This window comes from Streptomyces sp. NPDC001700, from assembly GCF_053596435.1.
In genome coordinates, this window is the sequence record NZ_JBSFGE010000001.1 from 55,818 (window position 1) to 75,024 (window position 19,207).

The 19,207-nt window shown below is 70.3% G+C and carries 18 protein-coding genes; 9 read left to right on the forward strand and 9 right to left on the reverse strand.

The features are described 5' to 3' along the window. Positions 1-2: 2 nt before the first annotated feature. Complete coding sequence (locus tag ACWC5C_RS00255) at positions 3-1,196, reverse strand: alpha/beta hydrolase (RefSeq protein ID WP_450872258.1); 1,194 nt, start codon at positions 1,194-1,196, stop codon at positions 3-5. Between the two features lie 145 nt (positions 1,197-1,341). Next, entirely contained in the window at positions 1,342-1,962 is a 621-nt protein-coding gene (locus ACWC5C_RS00260) for a hypothetical protein (protein WP_450872260.1), read from the reverse strand. Between the two features lie 112 nt (positions 1,963-2,074). Between ACWC5C_RS00260 and ACWC5C_RS00265 the strand changes: the two genes are divergently transcribed. Next, positions 2,075-2,761, forward strand: coding sequence for a C39 family peptidase (locus ACWC5C_RS00265; RefSeq protein WP_450872262.1), 687 nt, complete (start codon positions 2,075-2,077; stop codon positions 2,759-2,761). Here ACWC5C_RS00265 and ACWC5C_RS00270 read toward each other — a convergent pair. The 5 genes from ACWC5C_RS00270 to ACWC5C_RS00290 all read right to left on the reverse strand — a co-directional run bounded on the left by ACWC5C_RS00270 (position 2,725) and on the right by ACWC5C_RS00290 (position 8,015). Then, complete coding sequence (locus ACWC5C_RS00270) at positions 2,725-3,405, reverse strand: response regulator (RefSeq protein WP_385445440.1); 681 nt, start codon at positions 3,403-3,405, stop codon at positions 2,725-2,727. The genes ACWC5C_RS00265 and ACWC5C_RS00270 overlap by 37 nt on opposite strands. Next, a complete protein-coding gene (locus ACWC5C_RS00275) occupies positions 3,402-4,760 on the reverse strand; it encodes a sensor histidine kinase (RefSeq protein WP_450872264.1) in 1,359 nt (452 codons plus the stop codon). The genes ACWC5C_RS00270 and ACWC5C_RS00275 overlap by 4 nt, the downstream gene beginning before the upstream one ends. 91 nt (positions 4,761-4,851) lie before the next feature. Further along, on the reverse strand, positions 4,852-5,928 hold the full coding sequence (locus ACWC5C_RS00280; RefSeq protein ID WP_450872266.1) for a DUF4429 domain-containing protein: 1,077 nt from the start codon (positions 5,926-5,928) through the stop codon (positions 4,852-4,854). Between the two features lie 97 nt (positions 5,929-6,025). Further along, positions 6,026-7,231, reverse strand: a complete 1,206-nt coding sequence (locus ACWC5C_RS00285) for an alpha/beta hydrolase (protein WP_450872268.1) — start codon at positions 7,229-7,231, stop codon at positions 6,026-6,028. An 85-nt stretch (positions 7,232-7,316) separates the two neighbouring features. Next, on the reverse strand, positions 7,317-8,015 hold the full coding sequence (locus ACWC5C_RS00290; RefSeq protein WP_450872270.1) for a TetR family transcriptional regulator: 699 nt from the start codon (positions 8,013-8,015) through the stop codon (positions 7,317-7,319). 117 nt (positions 8,016-8,132) lie between these two features. Between ACWC5C_RS00290 and ACWC5C_RS00295 the strand changes: the two genes are divergently transcribed. Continuing rightward, positions 8,133-9,734, forward strand: a complete 1,602-nt coding sequence (locus ACWC5C_RS00295) for an MFS transporter (protein ID WP_450872272.1) — start codon at positions 8,133-8,135, stop codon at positions 9,732-9,734. A 126-nt stretch (positions 9,735-9,860) separates the two neighbouring features. Further along, on the forward strand, positions 9,861-10,238 hold the full coding sequence (locus ACWC5C_RS00300; RefSeq protein WP_450872274.1) for a peptidase inhibitor family I36 protein: 378 nt from the start codon (positions 9,861-9,863) through the stop codon (positions 10,236-10,238). Between the two features lie 87 nt (positions 10,239-10,325). Here the strand turns inward: ACWC5C_RS00300 and aceE are convergent, their stop codons facing one another. Next, entirely contained in the window at positions 10,326-13,055 is a 2,730-nt protein-coding gene (aceE, locus tag ACWC5C_RS00305) for a pyruvate dehydrogenase (acetyl-transferring), homodimeric type (RefSeq protein WP_450872276.1), read from the reverse strand. Between the two features lie 493 nt (positions 13,056-13,548). On the opposite strand from aceE, the gene ACWC5C_RS00310 reads away from it, so the two are divergent. From ACWC5C_RS00310 to ACWC5C_RS00335, 6 genes are all read left to right on the forward strand, one after another. After that, positions 13,549-13,989 carry a DUF3052 domain-containing protein gene (locus ACWC5C_RS00310; protein ID WP_014060347.1) on the forward strand — a complete coding sequence of 147 codons (441 nt, stop codon included), beginning with the start codon at positions 13,549-13,551 and terminating at the stop codon, positions 13,987-13,989. Positions 13,990-14,098: 109 nt separating this feature from the next. Then, positions 14,099-14,557 (forward strand): peroxiredoxin, encoded by a 459-nt coding sequence (locus ACWC5C_RS00315; protein ID WP_450872278.1) that lies wholly within the window; start codon positions 14,099-14,101, stop codon positions 14,555-14,557. A 102-nt stretch (positions 14,558-14,659) separates the two neighbouring features. Further along, a complete protein-coding gene (locus tag ACWC5C_RS00320) occupies positions 14,660-15,235 on the forward strand; it encodes a TerD family protein (protein ID WP_385445449.1) in 576 nt (191 codons plus the stop codon). A gap of 169 nt (positions 15,236-15,404) precedes the next feature. After that, positions 15,405-15,980 (forward strand): TerD family protein, encoded by a 576-nt coding sequence (locus ACWC5C_RS00325; RefSeq protein ID WP_450872281.1) that lies wholly within the window; start codon positions 15,405-15,407, stop codon positions 15,978-15,980. A gap of 51 nt (positions 15,981-16,031) precedes the next feature. Continuing rightward, positions 16,032-17,204 (forward strand): DUF475 domain-containing protein, encoded by a 1,173-nt coding sequence (locus ACWC5C_RS00330; RefSeq protein WP_450872282.1) that lies wholly within the window; start codon positions 16,032-16,034, stop codon positions 17,202-17,204. Positions 17,205-17,340: 136 nt separating this feature from the next. Beyond that, a complete protein-coding gene (locus ACWC5C_RS00335; RefSeq protein WP_385445452.1) occupies positions 17,341-18,069 on the forward strand; it encodes a TerD family protein in 729 nt (242 codons plus the stop codon). A gap of 10 nt (positions 18,070-18,079) precedes the next feature. Here the strand turns inward: ACWC5C_RS00335 and ACWC5C_RS00340 are convergent, their stop codons facing one another. Then, positions 18,080-19,141, reverse strand: coding sequence for a TerD family protein (locus ACWC5C_RS00340; protein ID WP_450872284.1), 1,062 nt, complete (start codon positions 19,139-19,141; stop codon positions 18,080-18,082). Positions 19,142-19,207 lie beyond the last annotated feature (66 nt).

Below are 19,207 nucleotides of genomic sequence, written 5' to 3' on the forward strand. Positions count from 1 at the left end.
CGCTAGACGAGGTCGTGGCGGCAGTCCTCGTCCCGTCCGGCGTCGTCGCCGCACCGCACCGCCCCGAAGTCCCCGAGGACGATCCGCGCGAAGTTGCGCAACGAGTCCGTGCCCGGCGCGAAGTAGCCGGTGTGGCCGTCGGCCTGGTCGGCGGATACGACGCGGGCGCCGAAGGCGGCGGCGGTGGGGTCCTCGCCGTGGCCAAGACCCATGAAGTCGTAACCGGTCACCCGCCGTATCCAGTCGGAGCCGTCCCGCGCCGCCCACACCCGCGCCTCCGTGCCCAGCTCCTCGGCGTCGTCCACACCCATGCCGGGGCTGCCGAACGCCACCAGATCGGACACCCGGGTACGGTCCATCGCGGACGCGGCCGAGCCGCACACGACGGAACCGTAGCTGTGGCAGAACACGGCGGGCGGCGCGTCGGCGGTCCCCGCCGTGGTCACCGACAGCCCCGCCAGGAAGCGGTCCAGCCGTGGCGCGCCCGCCTTCGCCAGCCGGTCGGTCGCCGCGTCCGGCCCGAGCCCGACCGGGGTGGTGTACCCCACCCACGCCACCACGGCGGTACGGGTCCCCGGCGCGTCCCGGGCCAACTGGGCCCGCAGGGACTTCGCCATCCCGGCGGGGGCGCCATACCGGTCGTGCGTACGGTCGAAGTCGGCCAGGTCGATGTCCGACCCGGGTACGACGACCGCCGTCCGCCGCGCCGTCACCAGGTCCCCGTACACCTCGGCGACCTGTCCGCGCCCGCGCGGATCGAAGGCCAGGATCTGCCGCCCGGGCGCGAGCAGCGCGTCGTACCGCTCGGCCAGCGCGCTGCCCGGATCCGCCCGCCGCTCCGCGTCCCGCGCGGCCCGGATGGCCCGCGCGTTGGCCGCGTAACGCAGCGCGAGCGGCGCCCCGTCGAGGTTGCCCACGACCCCGGGGTGCCGGATGACCAGCGCCTGCCGCTGGGCGTCGCCGAGCCCGTCGAAGAACCGGGCGATGCGGGCGGGCGACACGCGGCCCGGGTCCGGCAGCTCGCGCCCGCCCGACGAGTGATCGGCGAGCCATCGCTCGGTCCCGGGCGGGGGCCCCGTGACGGCCTGCTCCTCGTGCGCCACGGTCCACCCGGCCGTTCCCGCCATGACGGTGATGGTGAGCGCCGCCGTGATCAGGCGTCGGGCGTAGTGCCTGGGGCGTAGCGTCTGGGACATGGCCGCGGTTTCCCTCTTCCGGTGGGTGGCGGAGGGAAACGTAAGGAGCGGACGTATGGCGGGGCGTCAACCCCCGGTGCCAAGTCGGATGTCATACCGGGGTAGGGGGTGCCCGGGGCGCCTCGGCGGCCCCGCGACTCGTCTCTCAGTGCCAGACGCGGGATGCCAGCAGCCCCATCCCGGCCCCGGCCGCGTCCCGCCACACCCGCAGCGGCCCGTCGAGCAGCTCCTCGGGCTCCTGGTCGCCCGTCCAGTCATCGATCCGGGCCAGTAGCCGGGCGCGCTCCGCTCCGGTCACGGCGAACGCCGCCTCGACAGCGGGCAGCAGACGGCGGACCGCGTCGGACGTGAGCACCGCGTCCCCCGCCCACCCCGGCAGCGCCGCCGCCCGCGCGGGGCCGAGGCCGTGGAAGAGGGCCGCCACCGGATTGTCCTTGCGGACGGACACGATGACCGGCTCGACATCGCCGCTGAACCGTTCCCACCACTCCATGACATGCACCTCGCAGGACGCGTCCAGGGCGTCGAAGGCGGAGTCGTTGACCATGTCGTACAGGCGCAGCGCCTCCTCCGTGCTGTACCCGTCGGGCCCCCACACCGGCACCGCCCCGCCACCTCGCGCGGCATCCCGCTCCCAGCGCTCCCAGGCCGCCACCGCGGACGGACGAGCCGCAGCGGCCTCGATGGCCGCCGCCGCACACCGCTTCAGCTCCGCGATGTCCTCCGCGCCGAGCGCCCCCACCGCCCAGAAGCTGGACTTTCCCACGATCGGTCCCCCTAGTGCGTGCTACGCCGACGCCGCACCGGACATCGTCCCGCATCCCCCGGACCGTCAGCGCTGGCACGACCGATGCCCGCCCGGCGTGCAGACTGTGGCCATGACCGCCGCCTCTTCGACGACGCATCACGTGCCCTACTACGCGCAGTGGGAATCCGCCGACCTCGTGCCCGAGTTCGTGACGGGCGCTCGGGCGGCGGCCGATGATCCGCTGTGGCAGAAGAGCGGGGCCGGGAGCCGGGAGGAGTACGGGTTCTGGGCGGCGCGCATCTGTGGCATGGCCTGTCTGCGCATGGCGCTGGACCACTTCGGGCATCCCGTGCCGCCGTCGATTCCGCTGCTGCGCGACGCCCTCGACGCGGGCGCGTACGTGCGCACCGGCGAGACCACCGTCAAGGGGCTGATCTACGCTCCGTTCGCCGACTGGGTCGTCCGGCGCTGGGGTCTGTACGCCCGGTCGCGGCCCGAGTTGGCGGCCGGGGACATCGGGGCCGAGGTGGCCCGGGGGCGGCTCGTGATGCTGTCGGTGCACCATTCGATCCGTACGCTCGACCCGGAGCCCCCGCAGCGGGGCGGGCATCTGGTGCTCGCGGTGGGGTCCGGGCCCGAGGGCGTCGTGCTGCACAATCCCTCCGGGTTCCCGGGGCGTTCCCAGGAGTACCACCCGGTGCCCTGGGCGGATCTGGGGCGGTTCTTCGCGGGGCGGGGTGTCGTGCTGGGGCACGGAGCGTCCAAAGGCACCGCGGCTGGTCAGCCGCTGCCCGGGGTCACCAGGCCCGACTCATAGGCGAAGATCACCGCTTGGGCGCGGTCGCGCAGGCCGAGTTTGGCGAGGACGCGGCCTATGTGGGTCTTGACCGTCTGTTCGGCGAGGATCAGGGACTCCGCTATCTCCTGGTTGGACAGGCCCCGGGCGATCAGTTCCAGGACCTCCGTCTCCCGTGGGGTGAGGCCGCTGCGGCGCAGGAGGGAGGTGCTGCGGCGGGGGGCCGGGCGCTGGCGGGCGAATTCGGCTATCAGGCGGCGGGTGACGGACGGGGCGAGGAGGGCTTCGCCCGCCGCGACGACGCGGACCGCGGAGATCAGGTCGGCCGGTGGGGCGTCCTTGAGGAGGAAGCCGCTGGCACCGGCGCGCAGCGCCTCGTAGACGTAGTCGTCCACGTCGAAGGTGGTGAGCATGAGCACCTTCGGGCGGTGGGTCACCCCACGGGGTGGTTCGAGGAGCTGACGGGCGGCCTCCAGACCGTCCATCTCGGGCATGCGGACGTCCATCAGGACGACGTCCGGGTGGGTGTTGCGGCTGACGTCCACCCCCTGACGGCCGTCCGGGGCCTCGCCGACCACGTCGATATCGCTCTGCGCGGCGAGCAGCGCGGCGAAGCCCGCGCGGACCATGGCCTGGTCGTCGACGATGATCACGCGGATGGTCATGTGTCCTTGTCTTCCAGGTCGACGAGGGGGAGCCGGGCCGCCACCCGGAAGCCGCCGTCCGGCAGCGGGCCGGTGTCGAGCATGCCCTCGACGAGACGGACGCGCTCGACCATCCCCACCAGACCGTGGCCGGTGCCGCTGGTCTCCAGGGGTTTGGCCGGGGCCCCGGCCGGAGGGCCGTTGACGATGAGCAGGGTCAGCCCGGAGCCGCCCTCGGCCGCCGACACCGATACGCGGGTGGCGGCGCCCGGGGCGTGCCGGACGACGTTGGCCAGCGCCTCCTGCACGATCCGGTACGCGGACAGGTCCACGGCCTGCGGCAGCGGGCCGAGCCCCGCCACGTCCTCGGCGATGGACAGCTCGGTGGGTATCCCGGCCCGCACCGTCGCCTCGACCAGCTGCGGAACCTGCCGCAGCCCCGGCTGCGGGGTGCGCTCGCCGCGCGTCTCCTCGCTGCGCAGCACGCCCAGCAGCCGCCGCATCTCGGCGAGGGACTCGCGGGCGGTGGCGGCTATGGTGCCGAACTCCGCCTCCGCCTCGGGCGGCAGCCCGCCGATCCGATAGGGCGCGCTGTCCGCCTGCACCGTGATCACCGACATGTGGTGGGCGACCACGTCGTGCAGCTCGCGGGCGATCCGGGCGCGCTCCTCCAGCAGCGTGCGGTGGGCCCGCTCGGCCTCGCTGATGGTCTCCTGCTCGGCCAGCCGCCGCTGGACGTCGCCGCGCTCCCGCAGCGCGCCGCCGACCAGCAGCACCACACCGCTGAGCACGAACAGCAGCACATTGCTGCCGTCGCTCTTGCTCTGCCACACCATGCCGAGGACGAGCCCGGCGCCGCCGGTGACCAGCCACACCGCCACCAGGGTGCGGCGCGGTTCGCGCAGTGCGAGGGCGAAGAGGAGGAAGAGATAGCCGATGATGGCGGGCGGCTGCCACGGCCAGAGTTGGTCGGAGGTGCCGCCCAGCACCACCAGGGCGGTCGTCACATCGGCGAGCAGGACGATCCACCACGCCTGGAGCGGGCGGGTGACCGCCAGCAGCAGCGGCGTGGCCTGGGCGACCCCGAGCAGGGTGGCGAGACCGCTGTTCACCCCGTAGGTATCGATCAGAAAGCGGGCGCCGACCGGGACCAGGATGGCGACGAGGATCAGTGCGACGGCATACGGCACCCTCCGCCGCCAGCGCCGGGTGGACCGCGCGAGCAGCGGCGTCGCCGGATAGCTGGGCGTCACCAGGCCCCGGGCGAGGGCGCTCACCTGCCGCCGGGCGGCCGCGGGCAGGCTCTCGTGCGCGCTGGAGGCGGTGGACGCCGTGGACGCGGAGGCGGCGGTGGAGAAGGTCGACGGTGAGGACATGGTCGCCTCAGCGTAGAGTCGGCGCCTCTCGCGCACGTCATACCTGAGAGCCCACTTGGCGCTCATACCTGGGTAGGGGTGGCCTCCTCGCCTACAGCTCCGCCAGCAGCTCCGCCTTCTTCGTGCTGAACTCCTCGTCCGTCAGCAGCCCCGCCGTGTGCAGCTCGCCGAGGTGGCGGATGCGGTCGGCGATGTCGGCCGGGTCGCGGCGCGCCGGGGCCGAGGCGCGGGCCGGTGCGGGGGCGCCCTCGGCACCGGGTGCGGGGGCGGACGCCCGTACGGCCTCCAGTACGGCGGCGGCGAACGGCAGGGACTCGTGGACGAGCCCGTAGCCCATCCCGAACACCACGGCCGCCGGATCGTGGTCGGGGCGGCCAGCGGGCTCGTCCTCGGCGCCGCGCGGCACCAGCCGCAGATGGCCGTAGCCGCCGCCCTTGGGGGCCGAGCCCCGGGAGCCGGAGCCCTTGGAAGCGGAACTCCTGGAACCGGAGCCCTTGACACCGGAGGTCCTGGCCCCGGCGGTCTTCGCGGCCGCCGCGCCCTGCCCGTCCGGCCCCCGCTCCTCCGCGTCCTCCGCCGGTGCCGCGCCCGAGGCCTTCGCGGCCGCGCCGCCCGAGCCCCGGTTCTCCGGCGAGCGCCACTCCACCCCGGCCAGCTCGTCGATCCGGAACCGCTGGTCCCCGGCCTTCCACTTCGTCGAGGACGCGCCGGTCCAGAACCAGCGGAACGACACCGCCTTGCCGTCGAAGGACGCCTTGCCGTCGTACGCCTTGAAGGACAGCGGCGGTGGCGGCGCCGCCACCAGATGGGACTCGACGGCGGTGCCCGCGCCGGGGCCGAGCGCGCCGCGGATCTCCTCGGCGTAGTACTCGGCGAGGGACGCGCGCTCGGCGGGCAGCACCAGGCGGTACGGGTCGTACCCCTCCCGAAGCTGCCCGTCGGCGACGTCCATCAGCGGATCGGCGCCCGGTCTGGGCACCGCGCGCAGCACCACCGTTCCGCGTTTACCGGGAGTGAGATCGACCGCGGACAGCGCTTCGTAAGGGATGTGTCGTTCGCCGAGCGCCTGCAGCAGCTTCGGCGTGCGGATCCCCCGTTCGAAGCGGATGAGCACGGAGTCGGTGTCGAACTCCCAGACGGTCTGAAAACCGGCCAGCACATCACCCATGCGGCTCATCGTATGCGGCGGTGGCCCGCCCGTCCCCCCTTGAGCGCTACGCGCGTCAAACGTCTAGTCGAATGCCAGTACGCGCCAGTTCCGCGGGTCAGCTCAGTCCGGCGGTGCACGCGGCACCGTCCCCGCAGCTCACGTTCTTGATCCGGCCGACCCCGACCCGGGCGAAGTTGTCCAGGCTGGTGGTGCCGGGGTTGAAGTACCCGGCGTGTCCCTGGGCCCCGGCGGCGGACAGCACGCGGGCCCCGAAGCCGGAGGAGAGCGGATCGGCGCCGTGGCCGAGGCCGCCGACCTCCAGGTGCGGGATGTCCTGGATCCAGTCGCCGGAGTCCCGCATCGCCCACACCCGGCGGCCGGAGCCCAGGTCCGAGGCGCGGTCGGCCCGCATGCCGGGGCTCCCGGCCACCGCGATGTCGGTGACGCTGGACGGCAGGTCGCGGGCGGCGACCCCGCACACCACCGAGCCGTAGCTGTGGCACATCAGCGAGACGCGGGCCGCCTCGGGCAGTCCGCCCACGAGTGCCCGCAGCCGCAGCGCGCCCTGCGCGGCGAGCTTGCCGGTGGCCGCGTCCATGCCGATCCCGGCCGGTGAGGTGTAGTCGGCCCAGGCGATCACGGCCGTCTTGGTGTCCGGGGCCTGGGCGCGCTCGTTGTGGTAGAGCGCACGGGCCATGCCGACGGTCGCGGTGTACGGGCGGTCGGACTTCTGGAAGGTCAGGATGTTGGTGTCCACCCCGGGGACGACGACCGACACCCGGCGCGCGTCGGCGAGGTCACCGAAGACCTCGGCGGCCCGGCCGGGGCCCGAAGGGTCGAACGACAGGATCTGCCGCTGCCCGCTCAGCAGGTCCTCGTACCGGTGCATCCGCCGCCCGGCGTCATGGCGCCCGAGCGGCGTCAGCTCGCCGCTGTGCATCCGGCGCCGCTCGATGTCCCGGGCCTGGGTCAGCGCGATCCGGTTGGCGCGGTAGCGCAGCTGGGCCGGAGCGCCGTTGAGGTTGCCGACGACCAGCGGATAGCGGTGGACGAGACGGTCGCGCTGGGCCTTGGTGAGCGAATCCAGCCAGCGGCCGAGGAAGCGCGGCGACGCGTACGGGTCGGGCAGGGCGTGGCCGCCGAGGCTGCCGTGGCGCCAGGCGCTGACCGACGCGGAGAGCGGGTCAGAGGCTCCTCTGTGGCTCCGTATGGCCGTCCAGCCGGTGGTGGCGAGCAGGACGAACACCACCGCCAGGGCGAGCAGAGCGCGCCAGGCGGTGGAACCGGGGGAGGGAGAACCGAGCTCCGAGAAGGAAGTCACCGCGGGACACCCTAGGAGAAGCGCGCCCACAGGTGCCAAATGCCGTGACCTACATCACGTTTGAGGGCATGGAAATGACGGAAACTTATGTCGGATTTGATGCCTTTAGTGACTCTTGTCGGTTTTGCTGTCCGGTGCGCCAGTTCCTGGCGAGGGCCGGACCCACATGGTCCAGGTGAAACGCGGTGATATCCCGCAGGGCGTCCGTGGAGTCGTCGTCACCCTGCCCCCACAGCTTCCCCGCGATCTGGATCACACCGCCGAACATCGCGGTCAGCAGCCGCGGCCGGGGATCGACGGATACGTCGAGGCCCTCGCGGCGGGCGATCTCCGAGGCGATCCGCTCCTCCAACTCCGCGGTGCGGCGCAGATGGACGGCGAGCAGCGCGGGCGTCGACTCGATCACCCGGTACATCCGCATGTGGAGTTCGGCCGGAACCAGCTCCTCCAGGGTGTCCCCGATACTGCCCCACGCGTCGAGCACCGCGTTGCGCAGGGCGGCCAGCGGGGCCTCGTGGGCGGGGCGCGCGCACAGCGCGGCGAAGAAGTGCGACTCCGCCGAGTCCTGGGTGGCGAAGGCCACTTGCTCCTTGTTGGCGAAGTAGCGGAAGAACGTGCGCTGCGAGACGTCCACCGACTCCGCGATCTCGTCCACCGTCGTGTGGTCGTACCCCTGACAGGTGAACAGAACCAGCGCCGAGCGCACCAGGGCGCCGCGGGTCCGCTGCTTCTTGCGTTCGCGCAGTCCGGTCGGTGGTGGTGCCACCGCCTCGTCCGCTGTCACCTCTCGTGCTCGCTTTCTATCGCTTTTCGGCAGGCCACCTTACCTGTGGCCAACACGACAGAGACCAGCTGATGAATCAGTTTGTCAATTGTCAGACGCTGACATTAGCCTCCGAGCATGACGTCTGAGACCACCGTCGCCGATGCGGCGCCGGAACCTCCTATACCGGATCCCCCGAAGGGGCTGCGAGGACATCCCTGGCTGACGCTCCTCACCGTCGCGATCGGTGTGACGATGGTCGCCCTCGACGGCACGATCGTCGCCATCGCCAACCCGGCCATCCAGAAGGACCTCGGCGCCTCGCTCGCCGACGTCCAGTGGATCACCAATGGCTATCTGCTGGCCCTCGCGGTCGCACTGATCACCGCGGGCAAGCTGGGTGACCGATTCGGCCACCGGCAGACCTTCCTCATCGGCGTCGTGGGCTTCGCGGTCTCCTCCGCCGCGATCGGCTTTTCGAGCGATGTGGCGCTGGTCGTCGGCTTCCGGGTGTTGCAGGGCCTGTGCGGCGCGCTGCTGATGCCCGCGGCGCTCGGCCTGCTGCGGGCCACCTTCCCCACCGAGAAACTCAACATGGCGATCGGTATCTGGGGCGCCGTGATCGGCGCTTCCACCGCCGCCGGACCCATCGTCGGCGGGCTGCTCGTCGAGCACGTCAACTGGCAGTCCGTCTTCTTCATCAACCTGCCCGTGGGCATCCTCGCCCTCGTCCTCGGCCTGATCATCCTGGTGGACCACCGGGCCGAGAACGCCCCGAGGTCCTTCGACATCCCCGGCATCGTGCTGCTGTCCGGCGCCATGTTCTGCCTGATCTGGGCCCTCATCAAGGCCTCTGACTGGCAGTGGGGAAGCGCCAAGACGCTGATGTTCCTCGGCGCCGCGGTCGCCCTCTTCGTGGTGTTCGTGCTCTGGGAGAACAAGACCCGCGAGCCGCTGCTGCCGATGTCCATCTTCCGCTCGGTGCCGCTGACGGCGGGGACCGTGCTGATGGTGCTCATGGCCTTCGGCTTCATGGGCGGGCTGTTCTTCGTCACCTTCTACCTGCAGAACGTGCACGGCATGTCCCCGGTCAACAGCGGTCTGCATCTGCTGCCGCTGACCGCCACGATGATCGTCTCCTCGCCGATCGCCGGCGGGCTGATCACCAAGTTCGGGCCCCGGGGGCCGCTGGTGGCGTCCATGGCGCTGACCGCCGTCTCCATGTTCGGGCTCTCCCAGCTGGAGGTCGGCACCGGCACGCTGGAGATGTCCATCTGGTTCGCCCTCCTCGGCTTCGGCCTCGGCCCCGTGATGGTCGGCGCCACCGAGGTCATCGTCGGCAACGCGCCGATCGAGCACGCCGGTGTCGCGGGCGGCCTCCAGCAGGCCGCCATGCAGGTCGGCGGCAGCCTCGGTACGGCCGTACTCGGCGCGGTCATGGCGGGCAAGGTGGACGACACCCTGCCGGACAAGTGGGCCAAGGCCGGGCTGCCGCCGCTGCGCGGGGACCAGGCGTCCCAGGCGGGTGACGCGGTCGCGGTCGGCATGCCGCCGGTGCCGCCGAAGGCTCCGGCGGAGATCGTCGGGAAGATCACGAGTGTCACGCATGACACGTTCGTGTCGGGGATGGGCCTCGCCTTCACCGTCGCCGCCGTCGTCTCGGCGGTCGCGGCGCTGGTCGCGGTGTTCACCAAGCGCGGTGAGAACGCGGAAGCGGGTGGCGGGGGCGTCCACATCTGACCCCGCGACCGACCCTCAGGGTCAAGCCCCCTATTCGGGTGGACCTTGATCGACCCCGTGGTGCGAACGGGAGCCGGCCGACAGGCTGGCTCCCGTTTCGTCTGTTCCACACGGGGAGTGATCCACATGAGTAAGATCCGCAAGACCATCCTGGCCACGGCGACCCTCGCCCTGGCCTGTGCCCTGACCCCTGCCGCCACCGTCTCCGCGGCCCCCGGACCCCGGCTCGGAAGCTGCGCCACCGGGCAGCTGTGCCTCTGGCACAAGGCGGCGTTCACGGGGGCGCGCCAGGTCCACGAACTGGCCGACACCGACATCGAGAGCTGCGTCCCCCTGCCACGCGGCGCCTCGGCCGCGTCCCTGGCCAACCGCACGGGACGGCCCGTGACGGCCTACCAGAGCGCGGAATGCGCCGAGACCGGCGAATACCGCACCTACCCAACCGGCTCCTGGACCCCCGAAACGGCCTACCAGGTACGAGCCATCAAGATCTGGGAGCGCTGACCCCGCCGGGGGCGGAACCGCGAAACGCCGGGCGGGCTGGACTTCTCCAGCTCGCCCGGCGCTTCGGATGTCGCCGTCGGGTGGCGGTTAGGCGTCGCCGCCTGCGGGGCCGGGGTCGGCGGCCGTTACGTCCAGGAGCTGGTAGCGGTCGATGGCCTGCTTCAGGAGCGAGCGGTCGACCTTGCCGTCCTTGGCCAGTTCCGTCAGCACACCCAGCACGATCGACTCGGCGTCGATGTGGAAGAAGCGCCGCGCCGCGCCGCGCGTGTCGGCGAAGCCGAAGCCGTCGGCGCCGAGCGACTGGTACGTGCCGGGCACCCAGCGGGCGATCTGGTCCGGGACGGCGCGCATCCAGTCGGAGACGGCGACCTTCGGGCCCTGCGCGTCGGCGAGCTTGCGGGTGACGAAGGGGACGCGCTGCTCCTCCTCCGGGTGGAGCAGGTTGTGCTCCTCGGTCTCCACCGCGTCGCGGCGCAGCTCGTTCCAGGAGGTGGCGGACCAGACGTCGGCGCGGACGTCCCAGTCCTCGGCCAGCATCCGCTGGGCCTCCAGGGCCCACGGGACCGCGACGCCGGAGGCGAGGATCTGGGCCGGGTGGGTGCCCGACTCGCCCTGCCGGAAGCGGTGCAGGCCCTTGAGGATGCCCTCGCGGTCGACGTTCTCGGGCTCGGCCGGGTGGCGGATCGGCTCGTTGTAGACGGTGAGGTAGTAGAAGACGTCCTCACTGTTCTCGCCGTACATCCGCCGCAGGCCGTCCTGCACGATGTGGGCGATCTCGAAGCCGAACGCCGGGTCGTACGCGACGACGGCCGGGTTGGTCGAGGCCAGCAGCTGGGAGTGGCCGTCCGCGTGCTGGAGGCCCTCACCGGTCAGGGTCGTACGACCGGCGGTCGCGCCCAGGACGAAACCGCGCGCCAGCTGGTCGGCCATCTGCCAGAACTGGTCGCCGGTGCGCTGGAAGCCGAACATCGAGTAGAAGACGTAGACCGGGATCAGCGGCTCGCCATGCGTGGCGTACGCCGAACCGGCCGCGATCAGCGAGGCCGTACAGCCCGCCTCGGAGATGCCGTCGTGCAGCATCTGCCCGGTCGGCGACTCCTTGTAGGCGAGCAGCAGCTCACGGTCGACCGACTCGTACTGCTGGCCCAGCGGGTTGTAGATCTTGGCCGACGGGAAGAGCGAGTCCATGCCGAAGGTGCGGTACTCGTCGGGGGCGATCGGCACGAAGCGCTTGCCGATCTCCTTGTCCCGCATGAGGTCCTTCAGCAGCCGCACGAACGCCATGGTGGTGGCGATCTGCTGCTGGCCGGAGCCCTTCCTGACCGCCGCGTAGGCCTTGTCGCCGGGGAGCTGCAGCGGCTTCGCGCGCACGACGCGGGTCGGCGCGTAGCCGCCCAGCGCCTTGCGGCGGTCGTGCATGTACTGGATCTCCTCGGACTCCGGGCCCGGGTGGTAGTACGGCGGAACGCCGGACTCCAGCTCCTTGTCCGGGATCGGCAGGTGCAGCCGGTCGCGGAAGCCCTTGAGGTCGTCGACCGTCAGCTTCTTCATCTGGTGGGTCGCGTTGCGGCCCTCGAAGTTCGGGCCGAGCGTCCAGCCCTTGACGGTCTGGGCGAGGATCACGGTCGGCTGGCCCTTGTGGGCCTTGGCCGCCGAGTACGCCGCGTAGATCTTCTTGTGGTCGTGACCGCCGCGCCCCAGGTGCAGGATCTGGTCGTCGGTCATGTGCTCGACCATCTTGCGCAGCCGCTGGTCGTCACCGAAGAAGTGGTCGCGGATGTACGCGCCGGTCTCGGTGGCGTACGTCTGGAACTGGCCGTCCGGCGTGGTGTTCAGCCGGTTGACCAGGAGGCCGTCGCGGTCCTGGGCGAGCAGCGGGTCCCAGGTGCGGTCCCACACCAGCTTGATCACGTTCCAGCCGGCGCCGCGGAACTGCGACTCCAGCTCCTGGATGACCTTGCCGTTGCCGCGCACCGGGCCGTCGAGCCGCTGCAGGTTGCAGTTGACGACGAAGGTCAGGTTGTCCAGGCCCTCGCGGGCGGCCAGGGAGAGCTGGCCGAGCGACTCGGGCTCGTCCATCTCACCGTCGCCGAGGAACGCCCAGACATGGGAGTCGGAGGTGTCGGCGATGCCGCGCGCCTCCATGTAGCGGTTCATCCGGGCCTGGTAGATCGCGCCGAGCGGGCCGAGGCCCATCGAGACGGTCGGGAACTCCCAGAAGTCCGGCATCGACCGCGGGTGCGGATAGCTGGACAGTGCGTGACCGAGCTTGGACTTCTCCTGGCGGAATCCGTCCAGGTGGTCCTCGGACAGCCGGTCGAGCAGAAAGGCGCGGGCGTAGATACCGGGGGAGGCGTGACCCTGGAAGAAGATCTGGTCGCCGCTGTCCTGGTCCTTGCCGCGGAAGAAGTGGTTGAAGCCCACGTCGTACAGCGAGGCGGACGAGGCGAAGGTGGCGATGTGGCCGCCGACGCCGATGCCCGGGCGCTGGGCACGGGAGACCATCACCGCCGCGTTCCAGCGGGTCGCGTTCAGGACCTTGCGCTCGATCTCCTCGTTGCCGGGGAAGAACGGCTCGTCCTTGGTGGCGATGGTGTTGATGTAATCGGTGCTGCGCATCTCGGGCACCGCCACCCGCTTCTCGCGGGCGCGCTCGATCAGGCGAAGCATCAGGTAGCGGGCACGTTCCCGGCCTCGCTCATCGACGGCTGCGTCGAGCGAGTCGAGCCATTCCTGGGTCTCCTCGGGATCGAAGTCCGGGACCTGGCTGGGAAGGCCGCCAATGATGATCGGGTTGCGATCGGATCCGGAAGCCACGCTATTCCTTCGCTTTTCGGTCGTGCTGTGCACGCACATGGATTCGTGCTCTGCTGTCGCGCCGGTCTCCATCGTGTACCTCGGGTACGGGATACGTCACCTCTACCGATTGGTAACCAACACCTGGTGAGATGGGCGCTCACTGGGCCGGAACGGTACCGGTCGGCGTGCGGTCGGCGTCGCGACGGCCAAATCGCAACCTTAACCCCACGTCCGGGGGCACCTGCGTACGGCCGTTCGGCTCCGGGCGGCGTAGGGTGTCGATACACACACGTAAGCTGGGCATAACGGGGTGATCCGGGCAGCCGCGCGCCGTTCCGTGCCGTTCCTCCCTGATGGGAGTTGCGGCGACACGTCAACGTTTGGGCGGGATCGCTGGCCGGGTACTTGCGCGATCCGCCCGGCCCGTGTGGACTACGCCCCAATGCTTCGCGTACGCGCGCGGGGCGCTGCCAGACTCGAAGAGTGAACGAAAGATGACAGGAGGCAATCCGTGAGCGCGACCGCGGACCACGCGGAGGAGCGGACCAACCCTGCCGCGAGGCTGGGTTTCCAGCCCGAGCAGGTGGTCCAGGAGATCGGCTACGACGACGATGTCGACCAGGAGCTCCGCGAGTCCATCGAGGAGATCACCGGCCAGGAGCTCGTCGACGAGGAGTACGACGATGTGGCCGATGCCGTTGTGCTGTGGTTCCGGGAGGACGACGGCGATCTGACGGACGCGCTGGTGGACGCCATCCAGATGATCGACGACGGCGCACCGGTCTGGCTGCTGACGCCCAAGACCGGCCGTGACGGCTATGTCGAGCCGAGCGACATCAACGAGGCCGCGACCACCGCGGGCCTGTCCCAGACGAAGAGCTTCAACGCGGGCAAGGACTGGACCGGCAGCCGCCTGGTCACTCCGAAGGCCGCCCGTTCGGGCAAGCGCTGAGGCTGAAGGCCTCTCCACAACCGAGCCCCCCGCCGTTCCCTTTCGGTGGGGGGCTCGGCGCGTAGGGTGGGCGTGATCAGTCGATTTTTGATGCGAAGGGATGGCTCCCATGGCCATAGAGGTCGGTACGAAGGCTCCGGACTTCGAGCTGAAGAATCAGCACGGCGAGTCGGTCCGGCTCTCCGACTTCCGCGGTGAGAAGAACGTCGTTCTCCTCTTCTACCCGTTCGCCTTCACCGGTGTGTGCACCGGCGAGCTGTGCGCGCTCCGCGACGAGCTGCCGACGTTCGTCAATGACGACGTGCAGCTGCTCGCGGTCTCCAATGACTCGCCGTTCAGCCTGCGCGTCTTCGCCGAGCAGGAGGGCCTGGAGTACCCGCTGCTGTCGGACTTCTGGCCGCACGGCGAGGCCAGCCGCGCCTACGGCGTCTTCGACGAGGACAAGGGCTGCGCGGTGCGCGGCACCTTCGTGATCGACAAGGAGGGCGTGGTCCGCTGGACGGTCGTCAACGGCCTGCCCGACGCCCGGGACCTGAGCGACTACGCCAAGGCTCTCGAAAGCCTGTAACGAGCGGGAACCGCTCGCCAGGATCGATGCGTTGATCCTGATGGGAAACCTCATGGAGATAGGGGCACACCGTGCTCCTGACGAACCTTATTGGGAGGACTCGTGGGAGTCAGCCTCAGCAAGGGCGGCAACGTCTCGCTGACCAAGGAAGCCCCTAACCTGACCGCGGTGGTCGTCGGTCTGGGCTGGGACGCCCGCACCACCACGGGCACTGACTTCGACCTCGACGCCAGCGCCCTGCTGACCAACGCCGAGGGCAAGGTCGCCAACGACCAGAGCTTCGTGTTCTTCAACAACCTCAAGAGCCCCGACGGCTCCGTCGAGCACACCGGTGACAACATCACCGGTGAGGGCGAGGGCGATGACGAGCAGATCAAGGTGAACCTGGCCGGTGTCCCGGCCGAGGTCACCAAGATCGTCTTCCCGGTGTCGATCTACGACGCCGAGACCCGCCAGCAGAGCTTCGGCCAGGTGCGCAACGCGTTCATCCGCGTGGTGAACCAGGCCGACAACAATGAGCTGGCCCGCTACGACCTCTCCGAGGACGCCTCTACCGAGACCGCCATGGTCTTCGGCGAGCTGTACCGGAACGGGGCGGAGTGGAAGTTCCGTGCCATCGGTCAGGGATACGCCTCGGGGCTGCGTGGCATCGCGCAGGACTTCGGCGTCAACGTCTGAACCGGCCCTGGCGCCCGGCCGCAGGCCTTACGGCAAGCCTTACGTCGTAAGCCCTCGGCCGGGCGCTCCGGGCCGCCACGTCCGGCGCCGCACCCCTGCAGCAGAGCGGCGGGAGTGCGGCGCCGGATGCGCGTCGCACCACGCATTACCCCCGGGGAGGGACCAGATCATGGGCGTCACGCTCGCCAAGGGAGGCAATGTCTCCCTTTCCAAGGCCGCGCCGAATCTCACCCAGGTGCTCGTGGGCCTGGGCTGGGATGCGCGCTCCACCACCGGAGCACCGTTCGACCTCGACGCCAGCGCGCTGCTGTGCGAGTCGGGGCGGGTGCTCGGCGATGAGTACTTCATCTTCTACAACCACCTCAAGAGCCCCGAGGGCTCCGTGGAGCACACCGGCGACAACCTCACCGGTGAGGGCGACGGCGACGACGAGTCGCTGCTGATCGACCTCACCAAGGTCCCGGAGCGGGTCGACAAGATCGTCTTCCCGGTCTCGATCCATGACGCCGACGCCAGGCGCCAGACGTTCGGACAGGTGAGCAACGCGTTCATCCGGGTGGTGAACCAGGCGGACGGCAATGAGCTGGCCCGCTACGACCTCTCCGAGGACGCTTCGGGCGAAACCGCGATGATCTTCGGCGAGGTTTACCGGTACAACGGCGAGTGGAAGTTCCGGGCGGTGGGACAGGGGTACGCGTCAGGGCTCCGGGGCATCGCTCTAGACTTCGGGGTCAACGTTTCGTAAAGCCGCGTACTAGGCGCGGGGGAGACCGTACGAAGAAGGATTGGGTTGCCAGTGCTCCTCAGAACCTTTGGCTGGTCGTTCGCCGTCACGGCGGGCGGTCTGGCCTTGGCCGGCGTCCTCTGGGGGTGGAAGGGGCTCGCGATCGTCGGGATCCTCTCGATCCTGGAGATTTCGCTCTCATTCGACAACGCGGTCATCAACGCGGGCATTCTGCGGAAGATGAACGCCTTCTGGCAGAAGATCTTCCTGACGATCGGCATTCTCATCGCCGTCTTCGGCATGCGTCTGGTCTTCCCGGTGGTCATTGTCGCGATCACGGCGAAACTGGGGCCGATCGAGGCCGTGGATCTCGCGATCAACGACAAGGAAAAGTACGAACACCTGGTGACGGCCGCCCATCCGTCGATCGCGGCCTTCGGCGGGATGTTCCTGCTGATGATCTTCCTCGACTTCATCTTCGAGGACCGCGACATCCGCTGGCTGGGCTGGCTTGAGCGGCCGCTGTCCAAGCTCGGCAAGCTGGAGACCTTCTCGGTCGTCGTCGCCCTGGCCGTGCTGCTGATCTCCGCCACCACCTTCGCCACCGACGTGGCCCACGGCGGCGGTGACAAGAGCTCGACGGTGCTGCTGGCCGGGGTCGCCGGTCTGATGACGTACTTGATCGTCGGCGGGGTCTCCGAGTTCTTCGAGAACAAGCTCGAAGAGGACGACGAGGACGACGAGGACGAAGACGGCGCGGACGAGAAGAAGCCCGCCGAGACCGCCCAGGCGAAGGGCGGTGAGCGCGGCAGCAGCGGCGCCACGGTGGTCGGCCTGGCCGGTAAGGCCGCGTTCTTCATGTTCCTCTACCTTGAGGTCATCGACGCCTCGTTCTCCTTCGACGGCGTGATCGGCGCCTTCGCGATCACCAACGACATCTTCGAGATGGCGCTGGGTCTGGGCATCGGCGCGATGTACATCCGTTCGCTGACGGTCTACCTGGTCCGCCAGGGCACCCTGGACGACTACGTCTACCTGGAGCACGGCGCGCACTACGCGATCGGCGCGCTGGCCGCCATCCTGCTGGTCACCATCAAGTACGAGATCAACGAGGTCATCACCGGCCTGGTGGGCGTCGCCCTCATCGGCGCCTCGTACTGGTCCTCGGTCGTCCGCAACCGCCGTGCGGGACACGGCGGCGGAGCCGGATCAGAGGAGAAATCGGAAGTCACGTCCGGAGTCTGACCTCCGGAGTGTGACGCACCGGCGTTTGAGGAACGCTCTCAGCGGGGCGGCCGAGGTCTACCGACCTCCCGGCCGCCCCGCTGCTCATGGAGCGGTGTTGAGGCAGTGGGAGCCACGAAGGGTGGGGGTGCGCACGATGGCGTTCTGGAGCAACTGGGGGCGGTCCGCGTGGCGCCGCGAGTTCGACAGCGGCGACGCGACCGGTGCGGTCGAACTGACCAAGCGGAATCCGAGCATCTCGCTGACCAAACAGGGCGCCGCCAGCGGCAACCTGCGGATCAACCTGTCCTGGCAGATGCGGACCTCGGACTTCAACGCCAAGGGGCCCAGCCTGCTGCGCCACCCGCTGCAGATGTTCAAGCCGCAGGTGGTGCAGGCCCAGGGGCCCGCCATGGTCAACGTCGACCTGGACCTGGCCGTCATGTACGAGCTGAAGAGCGGCGCCAAGGGCGTGGTCCAGCCGCTCGGCGACTTCTTCGGCAACCTCAACGAGGCGCCGTACGTCAAGCTCAGCGGGGATGACCGGTTCGGCTCCGGCATGGGCGAGACGATCTACATCAACCTGGACCACAAGGACGACATCAAGCGTCTGCTCGTCTTCGTCTACATCTACGACGGCACCCCCGCCTTCGACCGTACCCATGGCATGGTCACGCTCTTCCCCAGCAACGGCCCCCGGGTGGAGATCGCGCTCGACGAGCGGGCCCCGCAGGCCCGTTCCTGCGCCGTGGTCATGCTGGAGAACGTCAAGGGCGAACTCGTCGTCCGCCGCGAGGTGAAGTACGTGTACGGCTTCCAGGCCGAGCTGGACCGGCTCTACGGGTGGGGCCTCCAGTGGGGCCGCGGCTACAAGTCGAAGGTGTAGCCGCGGCTCGCTAACGGTTCTGGAACTGAGGTCCCTGCGGCGGCAGGGCGAAGTTGGGGTCCGGGAACGGCATCGGCAGCGGCGGCGGGGGCGGCGGATCGGTCCGCTGCACCTGCTGCGGATAGCCGTACGCGGGCGGCTGCGGGTATCCGTACGACGGCTGCTGCGGGTAGCCGTACGAGGGCTGGGCGGGCTGCTGCGGGTAGGCCGCCGCCGGGGCGTGCGGGGGCGCCTGCGGGGGTGCCTGCGGCGGTACGGGAGGCTGCGGCGGCAGGTAGTAGTCGCCGTCGCCCGCCGCGCCGCCCGTGACGCCCGTGGTGGCGCCCTGCCCGGGGGAGTACGGCTGGGTCGCCTGCGGGTCCCAGGGGTCGGGCTGCGGCAGGGGCCGGGGGTGCGGCAGAGCGGCCGTCTCGGCCTGGCTGGGGGTCGGGCCAGGGTCCATGGAGGGCAGGGGCTCGGGCATGGCGGCCTCCGGCTCCTCGGCACCCCGGCCGGTGCGCCGGTCCCGTACCGAGTCCGGGCCCTCGCCGTCGTCCACCGAGATGCCGTACTCCGTGGCCAGGCCGACCAGCCCGGTCTCATAGCCCTGCCCCAGCGCGCGGAACTTCCAGCTGTCCCCGCGCCGGTACAGCTCACCGCAGACCAGCGCGGCCTCCTTGCCGGTCTCCGGGAGCACCGCGAAGATCGCCAGCGGCTCCTCGGCGGCCGACGGCGACGCGTCGTACAGCAGCAGGCTCAGATCCCGGACCTGCCCGAAGGTCCCGGCGTCCGCCGAGGCCGCCAGCACCACCCGGTGCACCTCCGGCTCCAGCGCGGTCAGCTCGGCCTCGATGGTGTCCGTCAGCCCCTCGGGCGCCTGCTTCTTGGGCAGGTGCCGGACCAGCCCCGAGGGGTGCCGTGGCTGGTTGTAGAAGACGAAGTCCTCGTCCGAGCGCACGCGGTCGTCCCCGTTGAGCAGCAGGGCCGAGGCGTCCACGTCCGGTACGTCCGTGCCGGGGGTCCAGCGCAGCACCGCGCGTATGGCCGTGGCCTCGAGCGGGATGTTCGATCCCTTCAGCATCGCGTGCGTCATGGCCGTAATCCTGCCCTCCCGCCCGGTGCCCAGACAACGCAGGGGGGCCGGGAAGTGCTGGTGGGA